Annotated in this window: 20 protein-coding genes; 13 read left to right on the forward strand and 7 right to left on the reverse strand. The window is 66.1% G+C overall.

Annotation, left to right across the window (positions count from 1 at the left end; genetic code table 11):
* The 3 genes from MVF76_RS03690 to MVF76_RS03700 all read left to right on the forward strand — a co-directional run.
* Positions 1 to 158: integrase core domain-containing protein (locus MVF76_RS03690; protein WP_297527458.1), on the forward strand; the 158-nt coding region annotated here is incomplete at its 5' end.
* A gap of 129 nt (positions 159 to 287) precedes the next feature.
* Positions 288 to 1,337 (forward strand): glycosyltransferase family 4 protein, encoded by a 1,050-nt coding sequence (locus MVF76_RS03695; protein WP_297527442.1) that lies wholly within the window; start codon positions 288 to 290, stop codon positions 1,335 to 1,337.
* A gap of 2 nt (positions 1,338 to 1,339) precedes the next feature.
* Positions 1,340 to 3,526, forward strand: a complete 2,187-nt coding sequence (locus MVF76_RS03700) for an amylo-alpha-1,6-glucosidase (RefSeq protein WP_297527443.1) — start codon at positions 1,340 to 1,342, stop codon at positions 3,524 to 3,526.
* On the opposite strand, the gene MVF76_RS03705 is transcribed toward MVF76_RS03700, so the two are convergent.
* Complete coding sequence (locus MVF76_RS03705; RefSeq protein WP_297527444.1) at positions 3,527 to 3,949, reverse strand: hypothetical protein; 423 nt, start codon at positions 3,947 to 3,949, stop codon at positions 3,527 to 3,529.
* A 53-nt stretch (positions 3,950 to 4,002) separates the two neighbouring features.
* Entirely contained in the window at positions 4,003 to 5,715 is a 1,713-nt protein-coding gene (ggt, locus tag MVF76_RS03710; RefSeq protein ID WP_411293543.1) for a gamma-glutamyltransferase, read from the reverse strand.
* An 88-nt stretch (positions 5,716 to 5,803) separates the two neighbouring features.
* Here ggt and coaD point away from each other — a divergent pair, with 88 nt between their 5' ends.
* Together coaD and MVF76_RS03720 are read left to right on the forward strand one after the other, a co-directional pair.
* A complete protein-coding gene (gene coaD / locus MVF76_RS03715; protein ID WP_297527446.1) occupies positions 5,804 to 6,283 on the forward strand; it encodes a pantetheine-phosphate adenylyltransferase in 480 nt (159 codons plus the stop codon).
* Positions 6,284 to 6,338: 55 nt separating this feature from the next.
* Positions 6,339 to 6,593, forward strand: coding sequence for a YfhL family 4Fe-4S dicluster ferredoxin (locus MVF76_RS03720; RefSeq protein WP_297527447.1), 255 nt, complete (start codon positions 6,339 to 6,341; stop codon positions 6,591 to 6,593).
* A gap of 60 nt (positions 6,594 to 6,653) precedes the next feature.
* Here MVF76_RS03720 and rsmD read toward each other — a convergent pair whose 3' ends face one another.
* From rsmD to MVF76_RS03740, 4 genes are all read right to left on the reverse strand, one after another.
* Positions 6,654 to 7,232, reverse strand: a complete 579-nt coding sequence (gene rsmD, locus MVF76_RS03725; protein ID WP_297527448.1) for a 16S rRNA (guanine(966)-N(2))-methyltransferase RsmD — start codon at positions 7,230 to 7,232, stop codon at positions 6,654 to 6,656.
* A 49-nt stretch (positions 7,233 to 7,281) separates the two neighbouring features.
* Positions 7,282 to 7,902, reverse strand: a complete 621-nt coding sequence (locus MVF76_RS03730) for a lamin tail domain-containing protein (RefSeq protein WP_297527449.1) — start codon at positions 7,900 to 7,902, stop codon at positions 7,282 to 7,284.
* 142 nt (positions 7,903 to 8,044) lie between these two features.
* Positions 8,045 to 9,364, reverse strand: a complete 1,320-nt coding sequence (locus tag MVF76_RS03735; protein WP_297527450.1) for a M16 family metallopeptidase — start codon at positions 9,362 to 9,364, stop codon at positions 8,045 to 8,047.
* Complete coding sequence (locus tag MVF76_RS03740; RefSeq protein ID WP_317622924.1) at positions 9,354 to 10,745, reverse strand: M16 family metallopeptidase; 1,392 nt, start codon at positions 10,743 to 10,745, stop codon at positions 9,354 to 9,356. The genes MVF76_RS03735 and MVF76_RS03740 overlap by 11 nt, the downstream gene beginning before the upstream one ends.
* Before the next feature lie 90 nt (positions 10,746 to 10,835).
* Here MVF76_RS03740 and ftsY point away from each other — a divergent pair, with 90 nt between their 5' ends.
* The 8 genes from ftsY (at position 10,836) to MVF76_RS03780 (ending at position 18,126) form a co-directional block, all read left to right on the forward strand.
* Positions 10,836 to 11,879 carry a signal recognition particle-docking protein FtsY gene (ftsY, locus tag MVF76_RS03745; RefSeq protein WP_317622925.1) on the forward strand — a complete coding sequence of 348 codons (1,044 nt, stop codon included), beginning with the start codon at positions 10,836 to 10,838 and terminating at the stop codon, positions 11,877 to 11,879.
* A 60-nt stretch (positions 11,880 to 11,939) separates the two neighbouring features.
* Entirely contained in the window at positions 11,940 to 12,611 is a 672-nt protein-coding gene (gene ftsE / locus MVF76_RS03750; protein WP_297527451.1) for a cell division ATP-binding protein FtsE, read from the forward strand.
* Entirely contained in the window at positions 12,608 to 13,618 is a 1,011-nt protein-coding gene (gene ftsX, locus MVF76_RS03755) for a permease-like cell division protein FtsX (protein WP_297527452.1), read from the forward strand. Before ftsE ends, ftsX begins: the two co-directional genes overlap by 4 nt.
* Before the next feature lie 108 nt (positions 13,619 to 13,726).
* Positions 13,727 to 15,040: a diguanylate cyclase gene (locus MVF76_RS03760; RefSeq protein ID WP_297527453.1), complete on the forward strand. Its 1,314-nt coding sequence runs from the start codon at positions 13,727 to 13,729 to the stop codon at positions 15,038 to 15,040.
* 111 nt (positions 15,041 to 15,151) lie between these two features.
* Complete coding sequence (gene rpoH, locus MVF76_RS03765) at positions 15,152 to 16,024, forward strand: RNA polymerase sigma factor RpoH (RefSeq protein ID WP_297527454.1); 873 nt, start codon at positions 15,152 to 15,154, stop codon at positions 16,022 to 16,024.
* A gap of 357 nt (positions 16,025 to 16,381) precedes the next feature.
* Positions 16,382 to 17,296 carry an AbiTii domain-containing protein gene (locus MVF76_RS03770; protein ID WP_297527455.1) on the forward strand — a complete coding sequence of 305 codons (915 nt, stop codon included), beginning with the start codon at positions 16,382 to 16,384 and terminating at the stop codon, positions 17,294 to 17,296.
* Between the two features lie 87 nt (positions 17,297 to 17,383).
* On the forward strand, positions 17,384 to 17,653 hold the full coding sequence (locus tag MVF76_RS03775; RefSeq protein ID WP_297527456.1) for a hypothetical protein: 270 nt from the start codon (positions 17,384 to 17,386) through the stop codon (positions 17,651 to 17,653).
* Between the two features lie 92 nt (positions 17,654 to 17,745).
* Positions 17,746 to 18,126, forward strand: coding sequence for a VOC family protein (locus MVF76_RS03780; RefSeq protein ID WP_297527457.1), 381 nt, complete (start codon positions 17,746 to 17,748; stop codon positions 18,124 to 18,126).
* Positions 18,127 to 18,340: 214 nt separating this feature from the next.
* Here the strand turns inward: MVF76_RS03780 and MVF76_RS13035 are convergent.
* A partial coding sequence (locus tag MVF76_RS13035; protein WP_411293544.1) for an IS3 family transposase occupies positions 18,341 to 18,448 on the reverse strand: 108 nt, incomplete at its 5' end.

Consider the following 18,448-nt stretch of genomic DNA (forward strand, 5'->3'; position numbering starts at 1 on the left):
CCTATGCCCGCGCCTACGATACCTCCGAACAGCGGGCGAGCCATCTCCCCCGCTGGCTCCACCAGTACAACTGGCATCGCCCTCATGCTAGCCTGGACTACCACCCGCCCATCAGCCGGCTGCCAGCCGTGAACAACCTGGTGGGTTTACACAGCTAGCGGGCTTGAAAGGGCCGCCGTCCGTCCCTATCTGACAGTCCCCCACCCTGTCGCCGGCACAGTCCGGCGCGTGGTATTCCTGATCCTTGTCGCATGTGACTTCTTTATGGACCGAGGAGGATTGCATCGATGAAGATTGCCCAGGTTGCCCCCCTGCACGAGAGCGTCCCGCCGCGCACCTACGGCGGCACCGAGCGCGTGGTGTCCTATCTGACCGAGGCGCTGGTGGACGCCGGCCACGAGGTCACCCTCTACGCCAGTGGCGATTCACGCACCCGTGCCGAACTGGTGCCGGTGGTAGCGGCGGGCCTGCGCCTGAAGGGGGACTGCCGCGACCCGCTGGCCCATCACGTGCTGATGCTCGACCGCGTGCTGCGTGATGCCCACCGCTACGACATCATCCACTTCCACATCGACTACCTGCACTTCCCGCTGGCGCGCGCGCTGTCGCTGCCGCATCTCACCACCCTGCACGGCCGGCTCGACATCCCCGATCTCGCACCCCTGTACCGGGCCTACGGCGACATGCCCGTGGTCTCCATCTCCAACGACCAGCGCGGCCCGCTGCCCATGGCCGACTGGGTGGCCACCGTCTACAACGGCCTGCCGGAGGACCTGTACCGCTTCCATCCCGAGCACCAGGGCTACCTGGCCTTCCTCGGTCGCATCTCGCCCGAGAAGGGCATCACCCGGGCACTGGAGATCGCCAAGGCCGCGGGGCTGCCGCTCAAGGTGGCGGCCAAGATCGATGCCGCGGACCGGCAATACTACGAGGAGATCGTTGCGCCACAGATGGACCACCCGCTGATCGAGTACGTCGGCGAGATCGGCGAGGCGGACAAGAGCGACTTCCTGGGCGGCGCCCGCGCTCTGCTGTTCCCGATCGACTGGCCGGAGCCCTTCGGGCTGGTGATGACCGAGGCCATGGCCTGCGGCACGCCGGTGATCGCCTACCGCCGCGGCTCGGTGCCGGAGGTCATCGAAGACGGGCGCAGCGGTTTCATCGTCGACAATCTCAGCGCCGCCATCGAGGCCGTGGCCCGCATCGACGACATCGACCGTGCCCAGTGCCGGGCCGCCTTCGAGGAACGCTTCACTGCCCGCCACATGGCCGATGCCTACATCGAGGCTTATGAGACGGTGCTGAAGCGGCAGCAGCGTGCACGCATCGCGGTGTAGCGATGAGCGAACACAGCCAGCCCGTGGAAGACATCATCGAGGTGGACGACCACCTCTATGTGCGCGCGGCCTCGTCACTGGCCGACGACCGCACGCGGGTACTCAAGCTGGACGAGACCTTCGCCGTTCACGACCGCTTCGGCGACTTCCAGTCCCTGGGGCTGGGCGAACAGGGCCTCTACCACGAGGGTACCCGTCACCTGTCCGGCCTGGAACTGACCGTCAACGGCCAGCGCCCGCTGTTGCTCAATTCCTCCGTCAGCAAGGACAACAGCGAGCTGACCGTGGACCTGACCATGCCGGCCATGCACCAGCAGGGCCAGCCGGTCACGCCCAGTCACAGCCTGCACATCCTCAGGCGCAAGCTGATCTGGGACAGCGCCGAACACGAGTACATTCGCCTGTACAACTATGGCGATCGTCCCCTGACCCTGCGCCTGCGGCTTGCGCTGGCCGCCGACTTCGTCGACATCTTCGAGGTCCGCGGCGCGCACCGCCCGCGGCGCGGCGAGCCGTTGCCGGCGGTCATCGAGGAACGGGAGCTGGTGCTGGGCTACCGTGGTCTGGATCGGGTCACTCGCCGCACCCGCATCCGTTTCGATCGCCAGCCGGCCCGGCTGGAACCGGATCGGGCCGAGTTCGAGCTCACCGTCGGTCCCGGCCAGTGCGAAACGCTGTCGCTGGTCATCGCCTGCGAGAACGGCCACAGCCGCCGCAGCCGGCCCGGTTTCGATCGCGCCCGCAGCCTGGCCCGGGCCCGCCGCCGTGAGGAATGCGCCGCGCTGGGCGAGGTCTTCACCTCCAACGAACAGTTCAACGACTGGCTGAACCGCTCCGCCGCCGACCTTGCCATGCTCACCGGCGACACCGAGCAGGGCCCCTACCCGCACGCGGGCGTGCCCTGGTTCGCTACCCCCTTCGGGCGGGATGGCCTGATCACCGCGATGCAGTACCTGTGGCTGGCACCCGGGCTGGCGCGCGGTGTACTGGCCTACCTGGCGGCACACCAGGCCCGCGAGGAAAACCCGGAGCGGGACGCCGAGCCCGGCAAGATCCTGCACGAGGTACGCCAGGGCGAGATGGCGGCACTGGGCGAGATCCCGTTCGGGCGCTACTACGGCAGCGTCGATGCCACGCCCTTGTTCGTCATGCTGGCGGGCGCCTATTACGACCGCACCGGCGACCGCCCCTTCCTCGAAGCCATCTGGCCCAACATCGAGGCGGCACTGGGCTGGATCGATGACCATGGTGACAGCAACGGCGACGGTTTCATCGACTATGCCCGCCATGCCGAGCGCGGCCTGGTACAGCAGGGCTGGAAGGACTCGGACGATTCCGTGTTCCACGCCGATGGCCGCGACGCCCCCGGCCCCATCGCCCTGTGCGAGGTGCAGGGCTATGTCTATGCTGCCCGCCTCGCCGCCGCGCGGCTGGCGGCGCTGTTCGGCGAGCGGGAACGTGCCGCCGAACTCGAAGCGCAGGCGGCGGAACTCAAGTCACGCTTCAACGCGGCCTTCTGGCTGGAGGCGCTGGGCACCTATGCCCTGGCACTGGACGGCGAGGGCCGACCCTGTGCGGTGCGCAGCTCGAACGCGGGGCACACCCTGTTCACGGGCATCGCCAGCGCCGAATATGCGCGCCGGGTGGCCCAGACACTGATGGACGACCGCAGTTTCAGCGGCTGGGGCGTGCGCACCCTCGCCCAGGGCGAGGCCCGCTACAACCCCATGTCCTACCACAACGGTTCGGTATGGCCCCACGACAATGGCCTGATCGCCGCCGGCCTCGCCCGCTACGGCTACAAGGACGCGGCCATGCGCATCCTCACCGGCCTGTTCGACGCCAGCATTGCACTGGACCTTCACCGCCTGCCGGAACTTTTCTGCGGCTTCCGGCGCCGACCCGGCCAGGGACCGACCCGCTATCCCGTGGCCTGCGCGCCGCAGGCCTGGGCCTCGGGCGTGGTGTTCCATCTGTTGCAGGCAGCCCTCGGCCTGGACTTCTCGGCCGACAGCCCGCAGATCCGTTTCGACCACCCCCAGCTCCCCGACTACCTGCACCAGGTGCAGATCCGCAACCTGCGGGTGGGGGCCGCGACCCTGGATCTGGAACTGACCCGCCATGACCACGATGTCGGCATCAACGTGACCCGCAAGGAAGGGGCGGTGGAGGTCGCCGTGGTGGTGTGATCAGGGCCGCGGCTCGACCACGGCGGGAATCACGGTGCCGTCCAGCAGCACGGCGACGAAATGCCGCGGCCGCGCAATGACCAGACCCTCGGACACCCCGTTGAAATACACGATGTAGTGCCAGTAGTGTCGCCCGCCGGAATCGCGCAGCGACTTGAGGGCGATTTCATGGATCTCGATGTCGTCGAACTGCGGCAGCTCACGGCGGGCCCAGTCGCGCACCCGGGCGATGGCGGCATCGACGCCCAGAGGCAGCGGCTTCTCGCCCGGCGCCCAGGCCGGCGACTCCAGCCGGTGGCGATCGGCGTAGATGACGATGCGCTTGCCCTCGAAATCCTCCACCCAGGCCAGCGGCAGGGTCTGGGCATGGGCCGCGGACAGGGCCGCGAACAGCAACAGGGCCGCGCTCAGGCGGATGCGCATGGGCTTTCTCCTCAGGCAACTCGAACGGTGCATTATACGCCGCCCTGCCCGGGTCAGCGCTGCGTCGCGCCAGCCGCCCGCGGACGCCAGACCGCGGCCGCGCCGACCCCGCGCGGATCGCTCGCCGCCTCGACACGACCACTGGTCCGATCCCAGACCAGGGCCTGCATGTTGCCCCAGGGACGTGTCTGCTGCTCCAGCAGGTGCCCCCGCACCCGCAGCGCGGCACGCACCTCGGGCGACAGGGCGTCCGGCTCGAGCTGCACGACATCGGGCAGGTACTGGTGGTGGAAGCGCGGCCGCGCCACCCAGTCGGCCGGCGTCCCGCCCTCGACGAAGGCCAGCGTGCCCAGCATCACCATGCTGATGATGCGCGAGCCGCCCGGGGTACCCAGCACCGCCACCCGCCGACCGTCGTCGAGGAAGGTCGGGGTCATGGAGGACAGCATGCGCTTGCCGGGGGCGATGGCATTGGCCTCGGCGCCGACCAGCCCGTAGGCATTGGGCACCCCGGGCTTGGCCGAGAAGTCGTCCATCTCGTCATTGAGCAGCACGCCGGTGCCGGGCACCACGAAGGCGGCGCCGAAGGGATAATTGACGGACAGGGTCGCGGCCACCCGGTTGCCCTCGGCATCGAGGATGGAAAAGTGCGTGGTGTGCGGGCCTTCCGGCCCGGCCGTGACCGGCGCCAGCGCCGCGCTGGGCGTGGCCCGGTCGAGACGGATGCCGGCGCGCAGGCCGGCCGCGTAATCGGGGCTCAGCAGCCGCGCCAGCGGCGGGGTCACAAAGTCCGGGTCACCCAGGTACTGCGCCCGGTCGCGATAGGCACGGCGCCAGGCCTCGACGATCAGATGGGTACGGGTGGCCTCGTCGAGCCGGGCCAGCGGATAGCCCGCAAGGATGTTGAGCGCCTCCATCAGCACCACGCCGCCGGACGAGGGGGGTGCCGCGCTCACGATGTCCACGCCGCGATAGCGGCCACGCACCGGCGTACGCTCCACCACCCGGTACTCGGCCAGATCGCGCAGGCTCCAGATGCCGCCGGCCGCGCGCACGCCCGCCACCAGCGCCCGCGCCAGCTCGCCGCCATAGAAGCCCTCGCGGCCCTGCGCGGCCAGCCGCTCCAGCGTCAGCGCCAGTTCCGGCTGGCGGATGCGATGGCCCGGCGGCGGCACCTCGCCGTCGACGAGAAACAGCCGGGCTGCCTCCGGCTGCCGGCGCAGGGCGTCGCGGCGAAAGCGCGCCATGGCCCGGTAGTGGTCGTCGACCTCGAAGCCTTCGCGCGCCAGGCGGATGGCCGGCGCCAGACTCGCCGCCAGCGGCAGACGACCGTAGCGCTCGGCGATATGGGCCAGCGCCGCCGGTTCGCCGGGGATGCCCGCGGCCAGCGCGCCATCCATGGACAGGCCCGGCACCACCCGGCCCGCCTCGTCGAGATAGAGGTCGCGATGGGCGGCCAGCGGCGCGCGCTCGCGGCCGTCGACCATGGTCTCGAAGCCGTCCGCGGCACGATGCAGCAGCCAGAAGCCACCGCCGCCGATGCCCGAGCTGTAGGGCTCGACCACGGCCAGCGCCGCGCTCACCGCCACCGCGGCATCGAAGGCATTGCCCCCGGCGTCGAGGATCTCGCGGCCGGCGGCGGTGGCCAGGGGATGGGCACTGGCGATCGCCGCCAGGCCCGGCCGCGGGGGCGGCCGGTCGCCCGCGAGCGCGACTGCGGGCAGCAGCCAGCACAGGAAAAGAACGGTAAGCGCCCGCTGGTACATGGATCGGCTCCCTGGAATGGCATGACTGCCGGCATTGTCCGGGCTGCCGCCGCTGGTGTCACCCTGCCGGCTCGCCCATAATGCCGGCATGGACGTCACCGCGGTCTATCCGGGCACCTTCGACCCCATCACCAACGGCCACAGCGACCTGGTGGAGCGCGCCGCCCGGCTGTTCGACCGGGTCATCCTCGCCATTGCAGCCAGTCCGGCCAAGACGCCCGCCTTCGATCTGGACACCCGCGTCGCGCTGGCCCGCGAGGTGCTGGCCGATCTGCCCAATGTCCGCGTGCTGCCCTTCGAGGGCCTGCTGGTCGACTTCGTCCGCGCCCAGGGTGCAGGGGTCATCCTGCGCGGCCTGCGCGCGGTATCGGACTTCGAGTACGAGTTCCAGCTCGCCAGCATGAACCGCCAGCTCGCACCCGGCATCGAGACCCTGTTCCTCACGCCAGCGGAGCAGTACGCCTTTGTTTCCTCGAGCCTTGTACGGGAAATCGCGGCACTGGGCGGAGACGTCTCGCCCTTTGTCCACAGTGCCGTTGTGGCTGCGCTGAAGGCGCGTCTGGGGTAATATTACCGGCCGCCAGACAACCCTCGGCCGTAGTAACCGAACCGGAGATCCACCCATGGCCCTGCTCATCACCGACGAGTGCATCAACTGCGACGTCTGCGAACCCGAATGCCCCAACGGTGCCATCTTCCAGGGGGGCGAGATCTACGAGATCAATCCCGACCTCTGCACCGAGTGCAAGGGCCATTACGAGGTGTCACAGTGCCTGGAGGTCTGCCCGGTGGACTGCATCATCGTCGACCCGGACCACGTGGAAACCGAGGAAGAGCTGCTGGCCAAGTACGAGCGCATCACCAGCGAGACCAGCTGACGATTCCGCTGCCCCCACGCGAAACGAAGCGCCCGGAACAGGCCGGAGGGTGCGCACGCCTCACACCTCACGCCTCACAAGAAAATACCCCACCGTCCCCGCCGTGCCCCGGCGGGTGATCGCGTAGCCCTGCGGCAACCAGCCCGCAAGCGTGGCCTCCGGCAGGCTGCTTTCCGCCTCGATGTAGAGCACGGCCCCCGGGGCCAGCCAGCCCCCTTCCAGTGCCTTCAGCGCGGGCTCGAGCAGGCCCTTGCCGTAGGGCGGATCGAGGAAGACGATGTCGAAGGGCCGGGGCGGACCGGCGAGAAAGCGCAGGGCATCGGCCTGCACGACCTGCAGGCGCTCGCCGGCACCGAGCAGGGCCAGGTTCTCGCGCAGGCGGCGAACCACGCCGGCGGCGCGCTCCACCATCACCACTTCGCCGGCACCCCGTGACGCGGCCTCGAAACCCAGTGCGCCACTGCCGGCGAACAGGTCCAGGCAGCGCGCACCTGGCAGGTCGGACACCAGCCAGTTGAACAGGGTCTCGCGCACCCGGTCCGGCGTGGGCCGCAGGCCGGGTGCATCGGCAAAGCGCAGCCGGCGGCTGCGCCATTCACCGCCGATGATTCGCAACTGGTTGCCGGTCCGTCCGCCCATGACTCGCTCCCGATTCAGGGCGCGAGTCTGGCGGCACGGACCGGCCCGGTCAACGCCGGCGGGCGGCGCCGACCAGCCCCAGCAGGCCGCTGCCGAACAGCCACACGGCGGCCGGCAGGGGCACGGCACTGACCGTGCCGGGCGTGGGCGCGGTCAGGGCGAAATCGGCCAGGTTGTTGTCGGTGTCCATCAGTCCGATGCGGGACAGGCTGCTGCCCGGGCCGGCGTCGGGCGCGGCCTGTCCCTCGCCGGCGAAAATGGCCGTGCTGAAATCACCGTAGCCGACGGCATCGACGACCAGACCGTCGTTCCACAGGCGGATGCTGTCCGGCCCGTTCTGGAAGTCGACATCCGCGATCAGGTCGGCATTGGCCACCAGCGTGGTGCCGCCGCCGGCGTCGTCGGCGATCACGAACAGGCCGTCGGCCGGAATGACGCCGCTCAGCAGCACCGACCTGTAGACACTGCCATCGGCGCCGTTGATGCCCTGCAACGCGAGGCCGGTCAGATCGAGGCCGGCCGGGCCATGCAGTTCCACGAACACCTTGCCCGCATCGCCGGACGGGGCGTCGTAGTAGATCTCGGAAATGATCAGGTCCGCCTGCGCGATGTTCGCCAGGCCAAGCAGTACCGGTGCGCACAGGGCGCGCCGCAACATGCGACCGTCCATGGTCTTGTTCCCTCCCTGGTGGTTGTTCGTGTGGGGGCGTGGCCGCCTCCCTGGCAGCCACCCGCGCAATCTGGCAGAAACGAATGCCGGGCACCGTCGGAGCGGCCCGCAGCCGGCTGTCAGCCCGGGCCGACAATCCTTGTCAGTCGGTGCCCGCCCCGCCGACCATCACCGTCACCATGCGATCGGGATCGACCCGGCGGCGGAAGGCATCCGCAACCTGTTCCCGGGTCACGGCCTCGATGCGGGCATTGAAGGTTTCCAGGTAGTCCAGCGGCAGGCGGTAAAAGCCGATCATGGCGATGTATTCCAGGATCTTGCCGTTGCTGTCGATGCGCAGGGGATAGCCGCCGGTGATGTGGCGCCGCGCGGCGACGAGTTCCTGCTCCGTCGGACCGGCCTCGACGAAGCGCACCAGCGTCCGGCGCAGCACGTCCAGCGCCTCGTCCGCCGTCTCGTTGCGGGTCTGCAACCCGAGCCGGAAAGGGCCGCGCCGCGCCATGGGCAGGAAGTAGCTGTAGGCACTGTAGGCCAGCCCGCGTTTCTCGCGAATCTCCTCGCTGATGCGCGATACCAGCCCGCCGCCCCCCAGCACGTAGTTGCCGACATAGAGCGCGAAGTAGTCGTCCTCGCCGCGGGCCACGCCGGGCTGGCCCATGAGGATGTGGGTCTGGGTGGAGGGATGGGCGATACGTTCCTCGCGCGCCAGCCTCAACGCGGGCACCTCGGGCAGCGGCGGCGCCGGCTCGCCGGCCGGCAGTCCGGCGGTGACGCGGCGGGCGATGGCCTCGGCACCGGCGCGGTCCAGGTCGCCCACGATGGCCACCACCGCATTGCGGGCCACATAGTAGCGGCGATGGAAGGCCTGTACCTGGCGCCGGGTCAGGGCCTTGACCGATTCCGGCGTGCCGTCGGGCGACGAGGCATAGGGGTGATCGCCATAGAGCGCACGATAGAAGGCACGCTCGGCGATCTCGCCCGGCTTCTGCTGCGCGTACTGCAGGGCCACCAGCATGCGTTCCCGTTCACGCGAGAAGTCCTCGGGCCGGAAGTCGGGTTCGGCGATCACGCTCGCCATCAGTGCCAGCGCGGGCTCGAGCAGTTCGGCATCGGTCAGGCTGCGCAGCCTGACCCAGGCCATGTCCCGCGCCGCGCCACTGCCCAGCCGGGCGCCCACGCCTTCCAGCCGCGCGGCGATCTCGTCGGCATCCAGCCCGCCGGCGCCGGTGTCGAGCAGGGCGCTGGTCAGGCTGGCCAGCCCGGCATGCCCGTCATCGCGCGCGCTGCCGGCATCGAACACCAGGCGCACGTCGACCATGGGCAGTTCGCGCGCGGGCACGAAATACACCCGTGCCCCGTTTTCCGTTTCCCAGTGCTGGATGGGCGCCATGGCCCAGACCGGCAGAACCGGCAACAGCCACAGCGCCAGCGCGCGCAGAGCGGTTCCGAAATCAATGGCCATGAGCGCCTCCCCTCATCTGTGCCGCCCGGGCCCGTGCCCGCATTTCGGCATCCATCGGCAGCGGATCGAGAACGGCCACGGTCAGCCGCTCGTCACGCAGGTACTTGCGGGCCACCGCCTGGACCTGTTCAGGCGTCACCGCCCGGATGCGGTCGGCATACTGTTCGTCGAGACGCCAGTCCAGCCCGACCGATACCAGCCGGCCGATGCGCATGGCCTGGTAGAACACCGAGTCCTCCTCGAACACCGCGCCGGCCAGCACCTGCGCCTTCACCCGTGCCAGCTCGTCGGCCGTCACCGGGCGTGTCTGCAGGCGGCGTACCTGTTCGCGCAGCGCCTTTTCGAGTTCGGCGATGTCGTGGCCGTTGGCGGGCGTGCCGTCGAGCAGGAACAGGCTCTCCTGCCGGTCGTAGAGGTCATAGCCCGCCCCCGCGCTGGCGGCGACCTCCTGGCCACGCACCAGTTCGCGCGCCAGCCGCGCGCTGTTGCCGCCATCGAGAATGCCGGCGGCCACTTCCAGCGCATAGGGTTCCCAGTCGCCTTCGGCGGTGAGCACCACCGGCACCTTGTAGCCCATCAGGATATAGGGCAATTCCGCCGGCACACGCACCCGGATGCGGCGCTCGCCACGCTGGACCATCTCCCGGCGCGGCTTGGGCGGCTCGATCCGGCTGGGCCGGAGCGGACCGTAATGCTTCTTCGCCAACGCCAGCACGGCCTGCGGATCGACATCGCCCGCGACCACCAGGATGGCGTTGTTCGGCGCATACCACTTTTCATACCAGGCCTGCAGGTCCTCGATCTTCAGATTCTCGAGATCGTCCATCCAGCCGATGGTGGGGATGCGGTAGGGGCTGTTGAGAAAGGCCGTGGCATTGAACTGCTCGAAGGTCAACGCCTGCGGGTTGTCCTCGGTACGCAGCCGGCGTTCCTCCATCACCACCTTGACCTCCTTCTTCACTTCCTCGGGGTCCAGGCGCAGGTTGCGCATGCGATCGGCCTCCAGCTCGAAGGCGATCGCCAGGCGCGACTTCTCCAGCCGCTGAAAGTAGGCGGTGTAGTCGCGGCTGGTAAAGGCATTCTCGCGGCCGCCGTTCTCGGCAATGATGCGCGAGAACTCGCCGGGGCCGAAACGCTCGGTGCCCTTGAACATCATGTGTTCGAGCACATGCGAGATGCCGGTGATGCCGTCGTGCTCGTAGCTGGAACCGACCCGGTACCACACCTGCGAGACCACCACCGGCGCCCGGTGGTCCTCCTTCACGATCAGCCGCAGGCCGTTGTCGAGCCTGTACTCGTGGACGCGATCGGCGGACTCGCCGGCCAGCGCCACGGTTGCCGGCAGCCACAGCGCCAGCAGCGTCAGTAGCATTCTGCGCATGCCTCTCCCCTGTTGGTCGGGTGTTTTCCCCTGTTCGGGGCCGGATGGTAGGATAGGCGAAGCCTTCCCATTTGCCTAATGACAGCCACGATGATCTTTGGTTTCGGTCGCGACAGGGACAAGACCGCGGAGCCGGTCGAGCCCACCGAGGAAAAATCCGACGACAAGCCCCGCAAGGGCCTGTTCGCGCGCCTGCGCGACGGCCTGGCCAAGACCCGCAGCGGCCTGACCGAGGGCATCTCGCGGCTGGTGCGCGGCCGGCGCAAGATCGACGACGCGCTGCTGGAGGAACTGGAGACCCAGCTGCTGGTCGCCGACGTCGGCGTGGAGGCGACCACCGAGATCATCGGCGACCTCACCCGGCGTGTCGCCCGCAAGCAGCTCGACGACGCCGAGGCCCTGCTCGCCGCACTGCGCGAGGACATGACGGCGCTGCTCGAACCGGTGTCGAAGCCGCTGGAGATCCCGGAACAGGAACAGCCCTTCGTGATCCTGATGGTCGGCGTCAACGGCGCCGGCAAGACCACCACCATCGGCAAGCTGGCGGCCCGCTTCAAGGCCGAGGGCCGCTCGGTGATGCTCGCGGCCGGGGATACCTTCCGCGCCGCGGCAGTGGAACAGCTCCAGACCTGGGGCGAGCGCAACGGGGTGCCGGTGATCGCCCAGCAGCAGGGGGCGGATTCGGCCTCGGTCATCTTCGATGCCCTGCAGGCGGCGCAGGCGCGTGGCATCGACGTGCTCATCGCCGACACCGCCGGACGCCTGCACACCCAGTCCAACCTCATGGAAGAGCTGAAGAAGATCAAGCGCGTGCTGGGCAAACTGGACCCGAGTGCCCCGCACGAGGTGATGCTGGTGGTGGATGCCGGCACCGGCCAGAACGCGCTCAATCAGGCATTGCAGTTCAACGCGGCGGTGGGCCTGACCGGGATCACCCTCACCAAGCTCGACGGCACGGCAAGGGGCGGCGTGATCTTCGCCATCGCCCGCCGGCTGGGCGTGCCCATCCGCTTCATCGGTGTCGGCGAAGCCGCCGAGGACCTGCGCCCCTTCGACGCCCGGGAGTTCGTCGATGCGCTGTTCTCGGGAACGGAAGGCGACGCATCGGCCGCCGCCGATCCGAGCGGGGGATGACACAGAGAAGGATCAGACCGTGACTCGTCTCTTGTCTCTTGCCTCCTGCATCCGGATCGCATGATCCGCTTCACCCAGGTCAGCAAGCGCTATCCCGGCGGCCGCGAGGCCCTGCGCGGGCTGGATTTCACCATGCGCCAGGGCCAGATGGCCTTTCTCACCGGCCACTCCGGCGCCGGCAAGAGCTCGCTGCTCAAGCTGATCGCGCTCATCGAGCGCGCCAGCCAGGGCCAGGTGATCGTCGACGGCCAGAACCTGACCCGCGCCGGACGCCGCCAGATCCCTTACGTCCGCCGCAAGATCGGGCTGATCTTCCAGAACCACCAGCTCCTGTTCGACCGCACCGTGTTCGACAACGTCGCCCTGCCGCTGGTGATCCAGGGCGTGGGCCACCGCGAACTGGGCCGCCGGGTCCGCGCCGCGCTGGACAAGGTCGGGCTGCTGGACAAGGAACGCGCCTATCCCGTGACCCTGTCCGGCGGCGAGCAACAGCGGGTGGGCATCGCTCGCGCCGTGGTGCACAAGCCGCCGCTGCTGCTGGCCGACGAGCCCACCGGAAACCTCGACCCCGAACTCTCGCGCGAGATCATGCACCTGTTCGAGCAGTTCAACCAGGTGGGCGTCACCGTGCTGATCGCCACCCATGACATCGATCTCGTCACCCGCCTGCCCTATCCCATCCTCAAGCTGCATGAAGGGCGGCTGACCAATCCCGAGGTGCTGAACGCATGAGGCGCCGCAATCGCCGGCGCCCGGTCGGCCGCGCCACGCCTGCCGCCGCCCGCCATCGCCAGCCGCGCAACGGGCGGTTGCGGCTGCCGTCACCACGCCGCTACCTGTTGCGCCATGCCCAGGTGGCCCTGGCCAGCCTCGGGCGGCTGGCACGCAACCCCGCCTCCAGCCTGATGACCGCCGCGGTGATCGGCATCGCGCTGGCCCTGCCCGCCGGCCTGCTCACCCTGCTCGACAACCTGCAACGCCTGTCCGCCGGCTGGGACGGGGGTGCCAGCCTGTCACTGTTTCTGCGCCATGAAGTCGACGCCGACGCCGCGCGCGCGCTGGCCGGGCGCCTGCAGGGCTGGCCGGAGGTGGCGAAGGTCACCCTGCTGACGCCGGAACAGGCGCTGGCCGAGTTCCGCGCGCTGTCCGGCTTCGGGGACGCGCTGGACGCCCTGCCCGAGAACCCGCTGCCGGCGGTGCTGATCGTGCAGCCCGACGGACGCCATGCCGGGCCGGAGGCCGCCGGCGCCCTGCTGGAACGGTTGCGGGGCCTGCCCGAGGTCGAACTGGCGCAGCTCGACCTGCAGTGGGTCCGGCGCTTCCAGGCGCTGATGGAGATCGGCCGGCGCGGCGTGCTGGTGATCGGCGCCCTGCTGGCACTGGCGGTGCTGCTGGTGATCGGCAACACCATCCGCCTCGACATCCAGAACCGGCACGAGGAGATCCTGGTGACCAAGCTGGTCGGCGGCACCGATGCCTTCGTCCGTCGCCCCTTTCTCTACGGCGGCTTCTGGTACGGACTCGCCGGCGGTCTGATCGCCGTGCTGCTGGTCGAGGCCGCCCACCTGCTGCTGGCCGGACCGGTCAGCCGGCTGGCCGGCCTGTACCACAGCAGTTTCTCTCTGTCGGGGCTGGATCCGGGCACGGCGGTCCTGCTGCTGGGCCTCGGCGCCGGCCTCGGCCTGGCCGGTTCCTGGCTGGCCGTCGGGCGTCATCTGAGCGTCATCGAACCGCGGTAGGCTGATTCCGTGGCATCGGGCGACTGAAGTTGCCGCGCCAACGGCCGATAAGGGGTATCAGCATTGCCTGACAGGGAGGACGTGGACGAGGGATCGTCCCGCTCTATCATGCTCAACCCACTCACCCGCATCCTCGTGGTCGACGGTTCCGAGGTGGCGCGCACCATCGTCAACCGCATCCTCGACGAGGAAATGCCCGAAGCGAACATCACCCTCTGCGGCTCTGCGGCAGAGGCACTGGAGCGGCTCGCCCGCGATCGCTTCGACCTGGTCACCACGGCGCTGATGCTGCCGGACATGGACGGCCTGGAACTCTCCAAGCGGGTCCGGAGCCACGAACTGCACCGCCATACCCCGGTGGTGGTGGTGTCCGGGGACGCCAACGAGCGCCTGTTGCGCGAGGGCTTCGCCGCCGGCGTCACCGACTACTTCGACAAGTCGCTGGGCTACCAGGCCTTCGTCGACTTCATCCGCGAACTCACCCGCCGCCACCAGGGCCTGGTCGGGCGGGTCCTGTATGTCGAGGACAGCCCCACCACCGCTCACCACAGCCGCCGGGTGATGGAACACCACGGGCTGCAGGTGACCCACTGCAACACCGCCGAGCGCGCCATCGAGCTGCTGGCCATGGGTGCCGCGGGCGGTGCCGACGAGGACGCGGGCTACGACGTGGTGGTCACCGATTTCTACCTCAAGGACCGTCTCACCGGCGGCGACCTGCTCCATGCCATCCGCACCAAATTCCGCTATTCCCAGCAGGAAATGCCCGTGCTGGTGCTCACCGACGCGCAAGAGGCGGATCGCCAGGTCGAGGTCTTCCATGCCGGCGCCAACGATTTCGTGCAGAAGCCGATCGTCGAGGAGATCCTCATCGCGCGCATCCGCTCGCTGCTGCTGATCAAGCAACAGTTCCTGGCGCTGAAGAAACAGAACGAGGAAATGCGCCACCTGGCCACCACCGACGGCCTGACCGGCGTCCACAACAAACGCTACCTGATCGAGCAGGGCGAGCGCTTCCTGTGCGACCGCCGCAACCTCCCGGTTTCGGTGATGCTGATCGACATCGACCACTTCAAGCGGCTCAACGACACCCACGGCCACCTGGAAGGTGACCGGGTGCTCGCCGCCATGGGCGGCATCCTCCGCACCGCGGTGCGCGAAGACACCCTGGTCTGCCGTTTCGGGGGCGAGGAATTCGCCGTGCTCCTGCCACGCTGCGGGCTGGAGGATGCCTGCGCCCGCGCCGAGCACCTGCGCGCCCGGGTCGAACAGCAGCGGCCGGCCGGCCACGCCATCACCATCAGCGTCGGCGTCGCCAGCAGCGAACGGATTCCCGGCCCCGATCTCGGCGGCCTGCTCGCCCAGGCCGACCAGGCCCTGTACCACGCCAAAAACCACGGCAGAAATCTGGTATCTGCTTGATCTGAGTCAAAAAAGCCCCCATGTGAAACTTTTGCGCCGCCTTGGCACTCTAAGGGGGCGAGTGCTAATATCATGTGCGGAAAAGGACATTCGAAGCGGAGGGGAAAGACAATGACTACGGCAATCGCGAAGGTACTGCCCCATCAGAACCTGCCGCTCCCGAGCGGCGACCTGGCAGGCTACATCGCCCGGGTCAACCAGTTCCCCGTGCTCTCGGCCGAGGAAGAGCGCGAACTCGCCACCCGCTACCGGGAGCAGAACGATCTCGAGGCCGCGCGCCAGCTCGTGCTGTCGCACCTGCGCTTCGTGGTGCACATCGCCCGCGGCTACAACGGCTACGGCCTGCCCCTGGGCGACCTGATCCAGGAAGGCAACATCGGCCTGATGAAGGCGGTCAAGCGCTTCGACCCCGCGGTCGGGGTGCGGCTGGTGTCCTTCGCCGTGCACTGGGTGCGCGCCGAGATCCACGAGTTCATCCTGCGCAACTGGCGCATCGTCAAGGTGGCCACCACCAAGGCCCAGCGCAAGCTGTTCTTCAACCTGCGCAGCGCCAAGAAGCGTCTCGGCTGGCTGAACAACGCAGAGGTCGAGGCCGTCGCCCGCGATCTCGGCGTCAAGCCGGAAACGGTGCGCGAGATGGAAAGCCGCCTCAGCGGCCAGGACATCGCCTTCGACCCCGGCGTGGACGACAGCGACGACGAGCCACGGCACTTCGCCCCGGCCGCCTACCTGACCGCCGATGCCGTCGTGGACCCGGCCGAAGTCATCGAGGCGACCGACTGGGATGCCCACAACCACGAAGCCCTGGCCGAGGCCCTGGCCTCGCTGGACGAGCGCAGCCGCACCATCCTGCAGGAACGCTGGCTGTCCGAGGACAAGACCACGCTGCAGGAACTGGCCGACCGCTATGGCGTCTCCGCCGAGCGCATCCGCCAGATCGAGAACAACGCCATTCGCAAGCTCAAGGCGACACTGGCGGCGTAACGCGCACACCCTTCAAGGCCCGACCCGAGCCCCCGCAACGCGGGGGCTTTTTTGTGGGCGAAAACAGGCGCGCCTTCAGATGTCCCGGCTCGAACACCCCCACAGACAGTCGCAAACCGCTGGATGATAGACGGTCAGACCCACGCCGCCTATCACGCAACCGACGCAACCGCGCGAAATCACCAACCGGCCAGCCCGGATCCGCCAACGTCTTGCTGCACCGCTGTTTTTCTACTAGCGTTGACCGTGGGCGCGGCGCGGAAATGCCGTTCGCGAGGAATGCTATACGGCCGGCGGCCGTGTTTGCTTTGCGGCCTGAGGCCGTCTAATCAATGTTATGTGTAGGAAGAACACAACATGAAGCTAATAAGCGAAATTATTGATTTGCTCAGTAACGGGGATGGGAGTCTTACCGAAGCGCTTATAAAAACAAAAGTAGTTCTGCATAAAATAGGCCACAAGGAGTTAATCGATTGGGTCAATAATGAATTAAACGGCTATCCTGATGATAGCAACCTGCCTTCTTACAGAATATTACCTGCTCAAGTATTGGCCAATATGGCTAATATGGCTTATCAAGTAAATGCTCATCCAATACCCACCATGCACTTAAAAGATTCATATAGAGAATCTCTAGAAACAGCAAAAATGACAGAATCATTAGCTGTTCTAGAGAAATTCACGGAATCAGATGGTGGTAGCCTTAGGCGACCTATTCCAATGGAGGCCAATCACATGCTAGGTGAGCCATTGTCAGGCGGCTTTCAAATTCAAAGCGCATGGAGCGAGATCCAACTATCTGGAATCACATCAATCCTTACACAAGTACGGTCACGTTTGCTCGATTTCTTATTGGAGCTTAATGAAAGTTTCGATGACGAAATGAGCGATGAAGAAGTGAAACAGCGTGCCGCTGTTACAGATGCTGAAAACATATTCAATAACGCGATATTTGGCGATAACGCTACTGTAATAGTAGGTAGTGGTAATACGCAACGGATTAATGCAACAGTTATCAAAGGAGACTTTAATAGTCTTACAGAAACTCTGAGAGAACACGGCGTTGAAGATGCAGATATAGAGGCACTAAAAGCAGCTATCGCCGCAGACGCCGCCGAAGGCGGGCCAAAGCAAGGTGAGTTTGGTGTCTCTGTAAAATCGTGGTTGCAAAGCATGCTCTCAAAAGCCGTTGATGCTTCTTGGCAAATTGAGCTTGGCGTTGCGAGCAGCCTTCTCGCAAGTGCACTTCAAAGGTTTTACGGTTGGATGTAACACATAACAATGCGCTCGTTCGGACGCAAACTGCGCTGCGCTTCGTTTGCGCCGCACAGCTTGGTCGTTATATGCCATAGGAGAGTCATGGAATTCGACGATAAAAAAAGAAGTAAATCTGGCTTGGTCGTTTGCCTTAGAGACATGGGTAATGGGAAAAGCCGAATCTTTATGGATGACGTTGTTGCCGATAAAGATAAAAACCCAATCACATGGAAATATGACTGCTTTTATACATTTACTCCAGAAATGGGCAACGCTGAAATTGATGACATGAATCTTACGGAAGAGCAATTTCAAAACATCGGCATGGCAGTTGTTGCGAGGTTGTTGGCGTTAAATGGAAGAGTCAAATAAAGTCATATAACAAGCCGCTCGTTCGGACGCAAACTACGCTGCGCTTCGTTTGCGCCGCACAGCTTTATCGTTATGTGGCCAGAAACTGAGACATGGAAGTAACAAAGATAGATCACCTCGTCCTGACGGTACAAGATATGGATGAAACAAAACTATTTTACGAAAGGGTATTGGGCATGGCGCCTATAACTTTTGGCGACGGCCGGGTAGCATTGAAGTTCGGTGCTCAGAAGATCAATCTTCATGTGTCAGGGAATGAGTATGAGCCCAAAGCAAGTCGTCCCGTTCCGGGTTCCGCAGATTTATGCTTTGTTACCCCAGTGGAGCTGGAAAACGCTATGAGCCACGTGAAAAGCTGTGGTGTAAAAATTATCGAGGGGCCAGTAAGTCGCACCGGGGCCAATGGGTCGCTGCTGTCATTTTACTTCCGTGATCCAAGCGGCAATCTTATTGAGGTGGCAAATGAAATGTAAGCCACATAACAACAGCACCCAGTTCGCCGCTGCGCGGCTCGGACGGCGCTTTGCGCCGCCGCTGGTGCAGGCCGTTAGCGGTAGGGAAAACTCATGGCTAATTTATATCTCTTTCGCGTAAAAGTTCAAAAGGCAGAACAAGGGGTTTTGTTTGGCCAGGAGATGGAGCCGAGCACATTTGTAACTAAGGTCATTTTGAATCGCCCCGGGTTCTCTAGACACTCTCGAGCTTCATAAAATATCTTTTCTCGTACTCCACCGGCGAGAGCATGTCATTGTAGCCGTGCTTGCGACGGCGGTTGTAGAACATCTCGATGTAATC

The sequence above is a fragment of the Thiohalobacter sp. genome (assembly GCF_027000115.1).
Taxonomy (GTDB): domain Bacteria; phylum Pseudomonadota; class Gammaproteobacteria; order Thiohalobacterales; family Thiohalobacteraceae; genus JALTON01.

Bases quoted from the DNA above. Each gene is read 5' to 3' on its own strand.
- rpoH (WP_297527454.1), top strand. From the start codon at position 15,152: ATGACTACGGCAATCGCGAAGGTACTGCCCCATCAGAACCTGCCGCTC.
- rsmD (WP_297527448.1), bottom strand. From the start codon at position 7,232: ATGGGCGGACGGACCGGCAACCAGTTGCGAATCATCGGCGGTGAATGG.
- MVF76_RS03760 (WP_297527453.1), top strand. From the start codon at position 13,727: ATGCTCAACCCACTCACCCGCATCCTCGTGGTCGACGGTTCCGAGGTG.
- MVF76_RS03735 (WP_297527450.1), bottom strand. From the start codon at position 9,364: ATGGCCATTGATTTCGGAACCGCTCTGCGCGCGCTGGCGCTGTGGCTG.
- MVF76_RS03730 (WP_297527449.1), bottom strand. From the start codon at position 7,902: ATGGACGGTCGCATGTTGCGGCGCGCCCTGTGCGCACCGGTACTGCTT.
- ftsY (WP_317622925.1), top strand. From the start codon at position 10,836: ATGATCTTTGGTTTCGGTCGCGACAGGGACAAGACCGCGGAGCCGGTC.
- ggt (WP_411293543.1), bottom strand. From the start codon at position 5,715: ATGTACCAGCGGGCGCTTACCGTTCTTTTCCTGTGCTGGCTGCTGCCC.
- ftsE (WP_297527451.1), top strand. From the start codon at position 11,940: ATGATCCGCTTCACCCAGGTCAGCAAGCGCTATCCCGGCGGCCGCGAG.
- MVF76_RS03695 (WP_297527442.1), top strand. From the start codon at position 288: ATGAAGATTGCCCAGGTTGCCCCCCTGCACGAGAGCGTCCCGCCGCGC.
- MVF76_RS03775 (WP_297527456.1), top strand. From the start codon at position 17,384: ATGGAATTCGACGATAAAAAAAGAAGTAAATCTGGCTTGGTCGTTTGC.
- MVF76_RS03700 (WP_297527443.1), top strand. From the start codon at position 1,340: ATGAGCGAACACAGCCAGCCCGTGGAAGACATCATCGAGGTGGACGAC.
- coaD (WP_297527446.1), top strand. From the start codon at position 5,804: ATGGACGTCACCGCGGTCTATCCGGGCACCTTCGACCCCATCACCAAC.
- MVF76_RS03705 (WP_297527444.1), bottom strand. From the start codon at position 3,949: ATGCGCATCCGCCTGAGCGCGGCCCTGTTGCTGTTCGCGGCCCTGTCC.
- ftsX (WP_297527452.1), top strand. From the start codon at position 12,608: ATGAGGCGCCGCAATCGCCGGCGCCCGGTCGGCCGCGCCACGCCTGCC.
- MVF76_RS03780 (WP_297527457.1), top strand. From the start codon at position 17,746: ATGGAAGTAACAAAGATAGATCACCTCGTCCTGACGGTACAAGATATG.
- MVF76_RS03770 (WP_297527455.1), top strand. From the start codon at position 16,382: ATGAAGCTAATAAGCGAAATTATTGATTTGCTCAGTAACGGGGATGGG.
- MVF76_RS03740 (WP_317622924.1), bottom strand. From the start codon at position 10,745: ATGCGCAGAATGCTACTGACGCTGCTGGCGCTGTGGCTGCCGGCAACC.
- MVF76_RS03720 (WP_297527447.1), top strand. From the start codon at position 6,339: ATGGCCCTGCTCATCACCGACGAGTGCATCAACTGCGACGTCTGCGAA.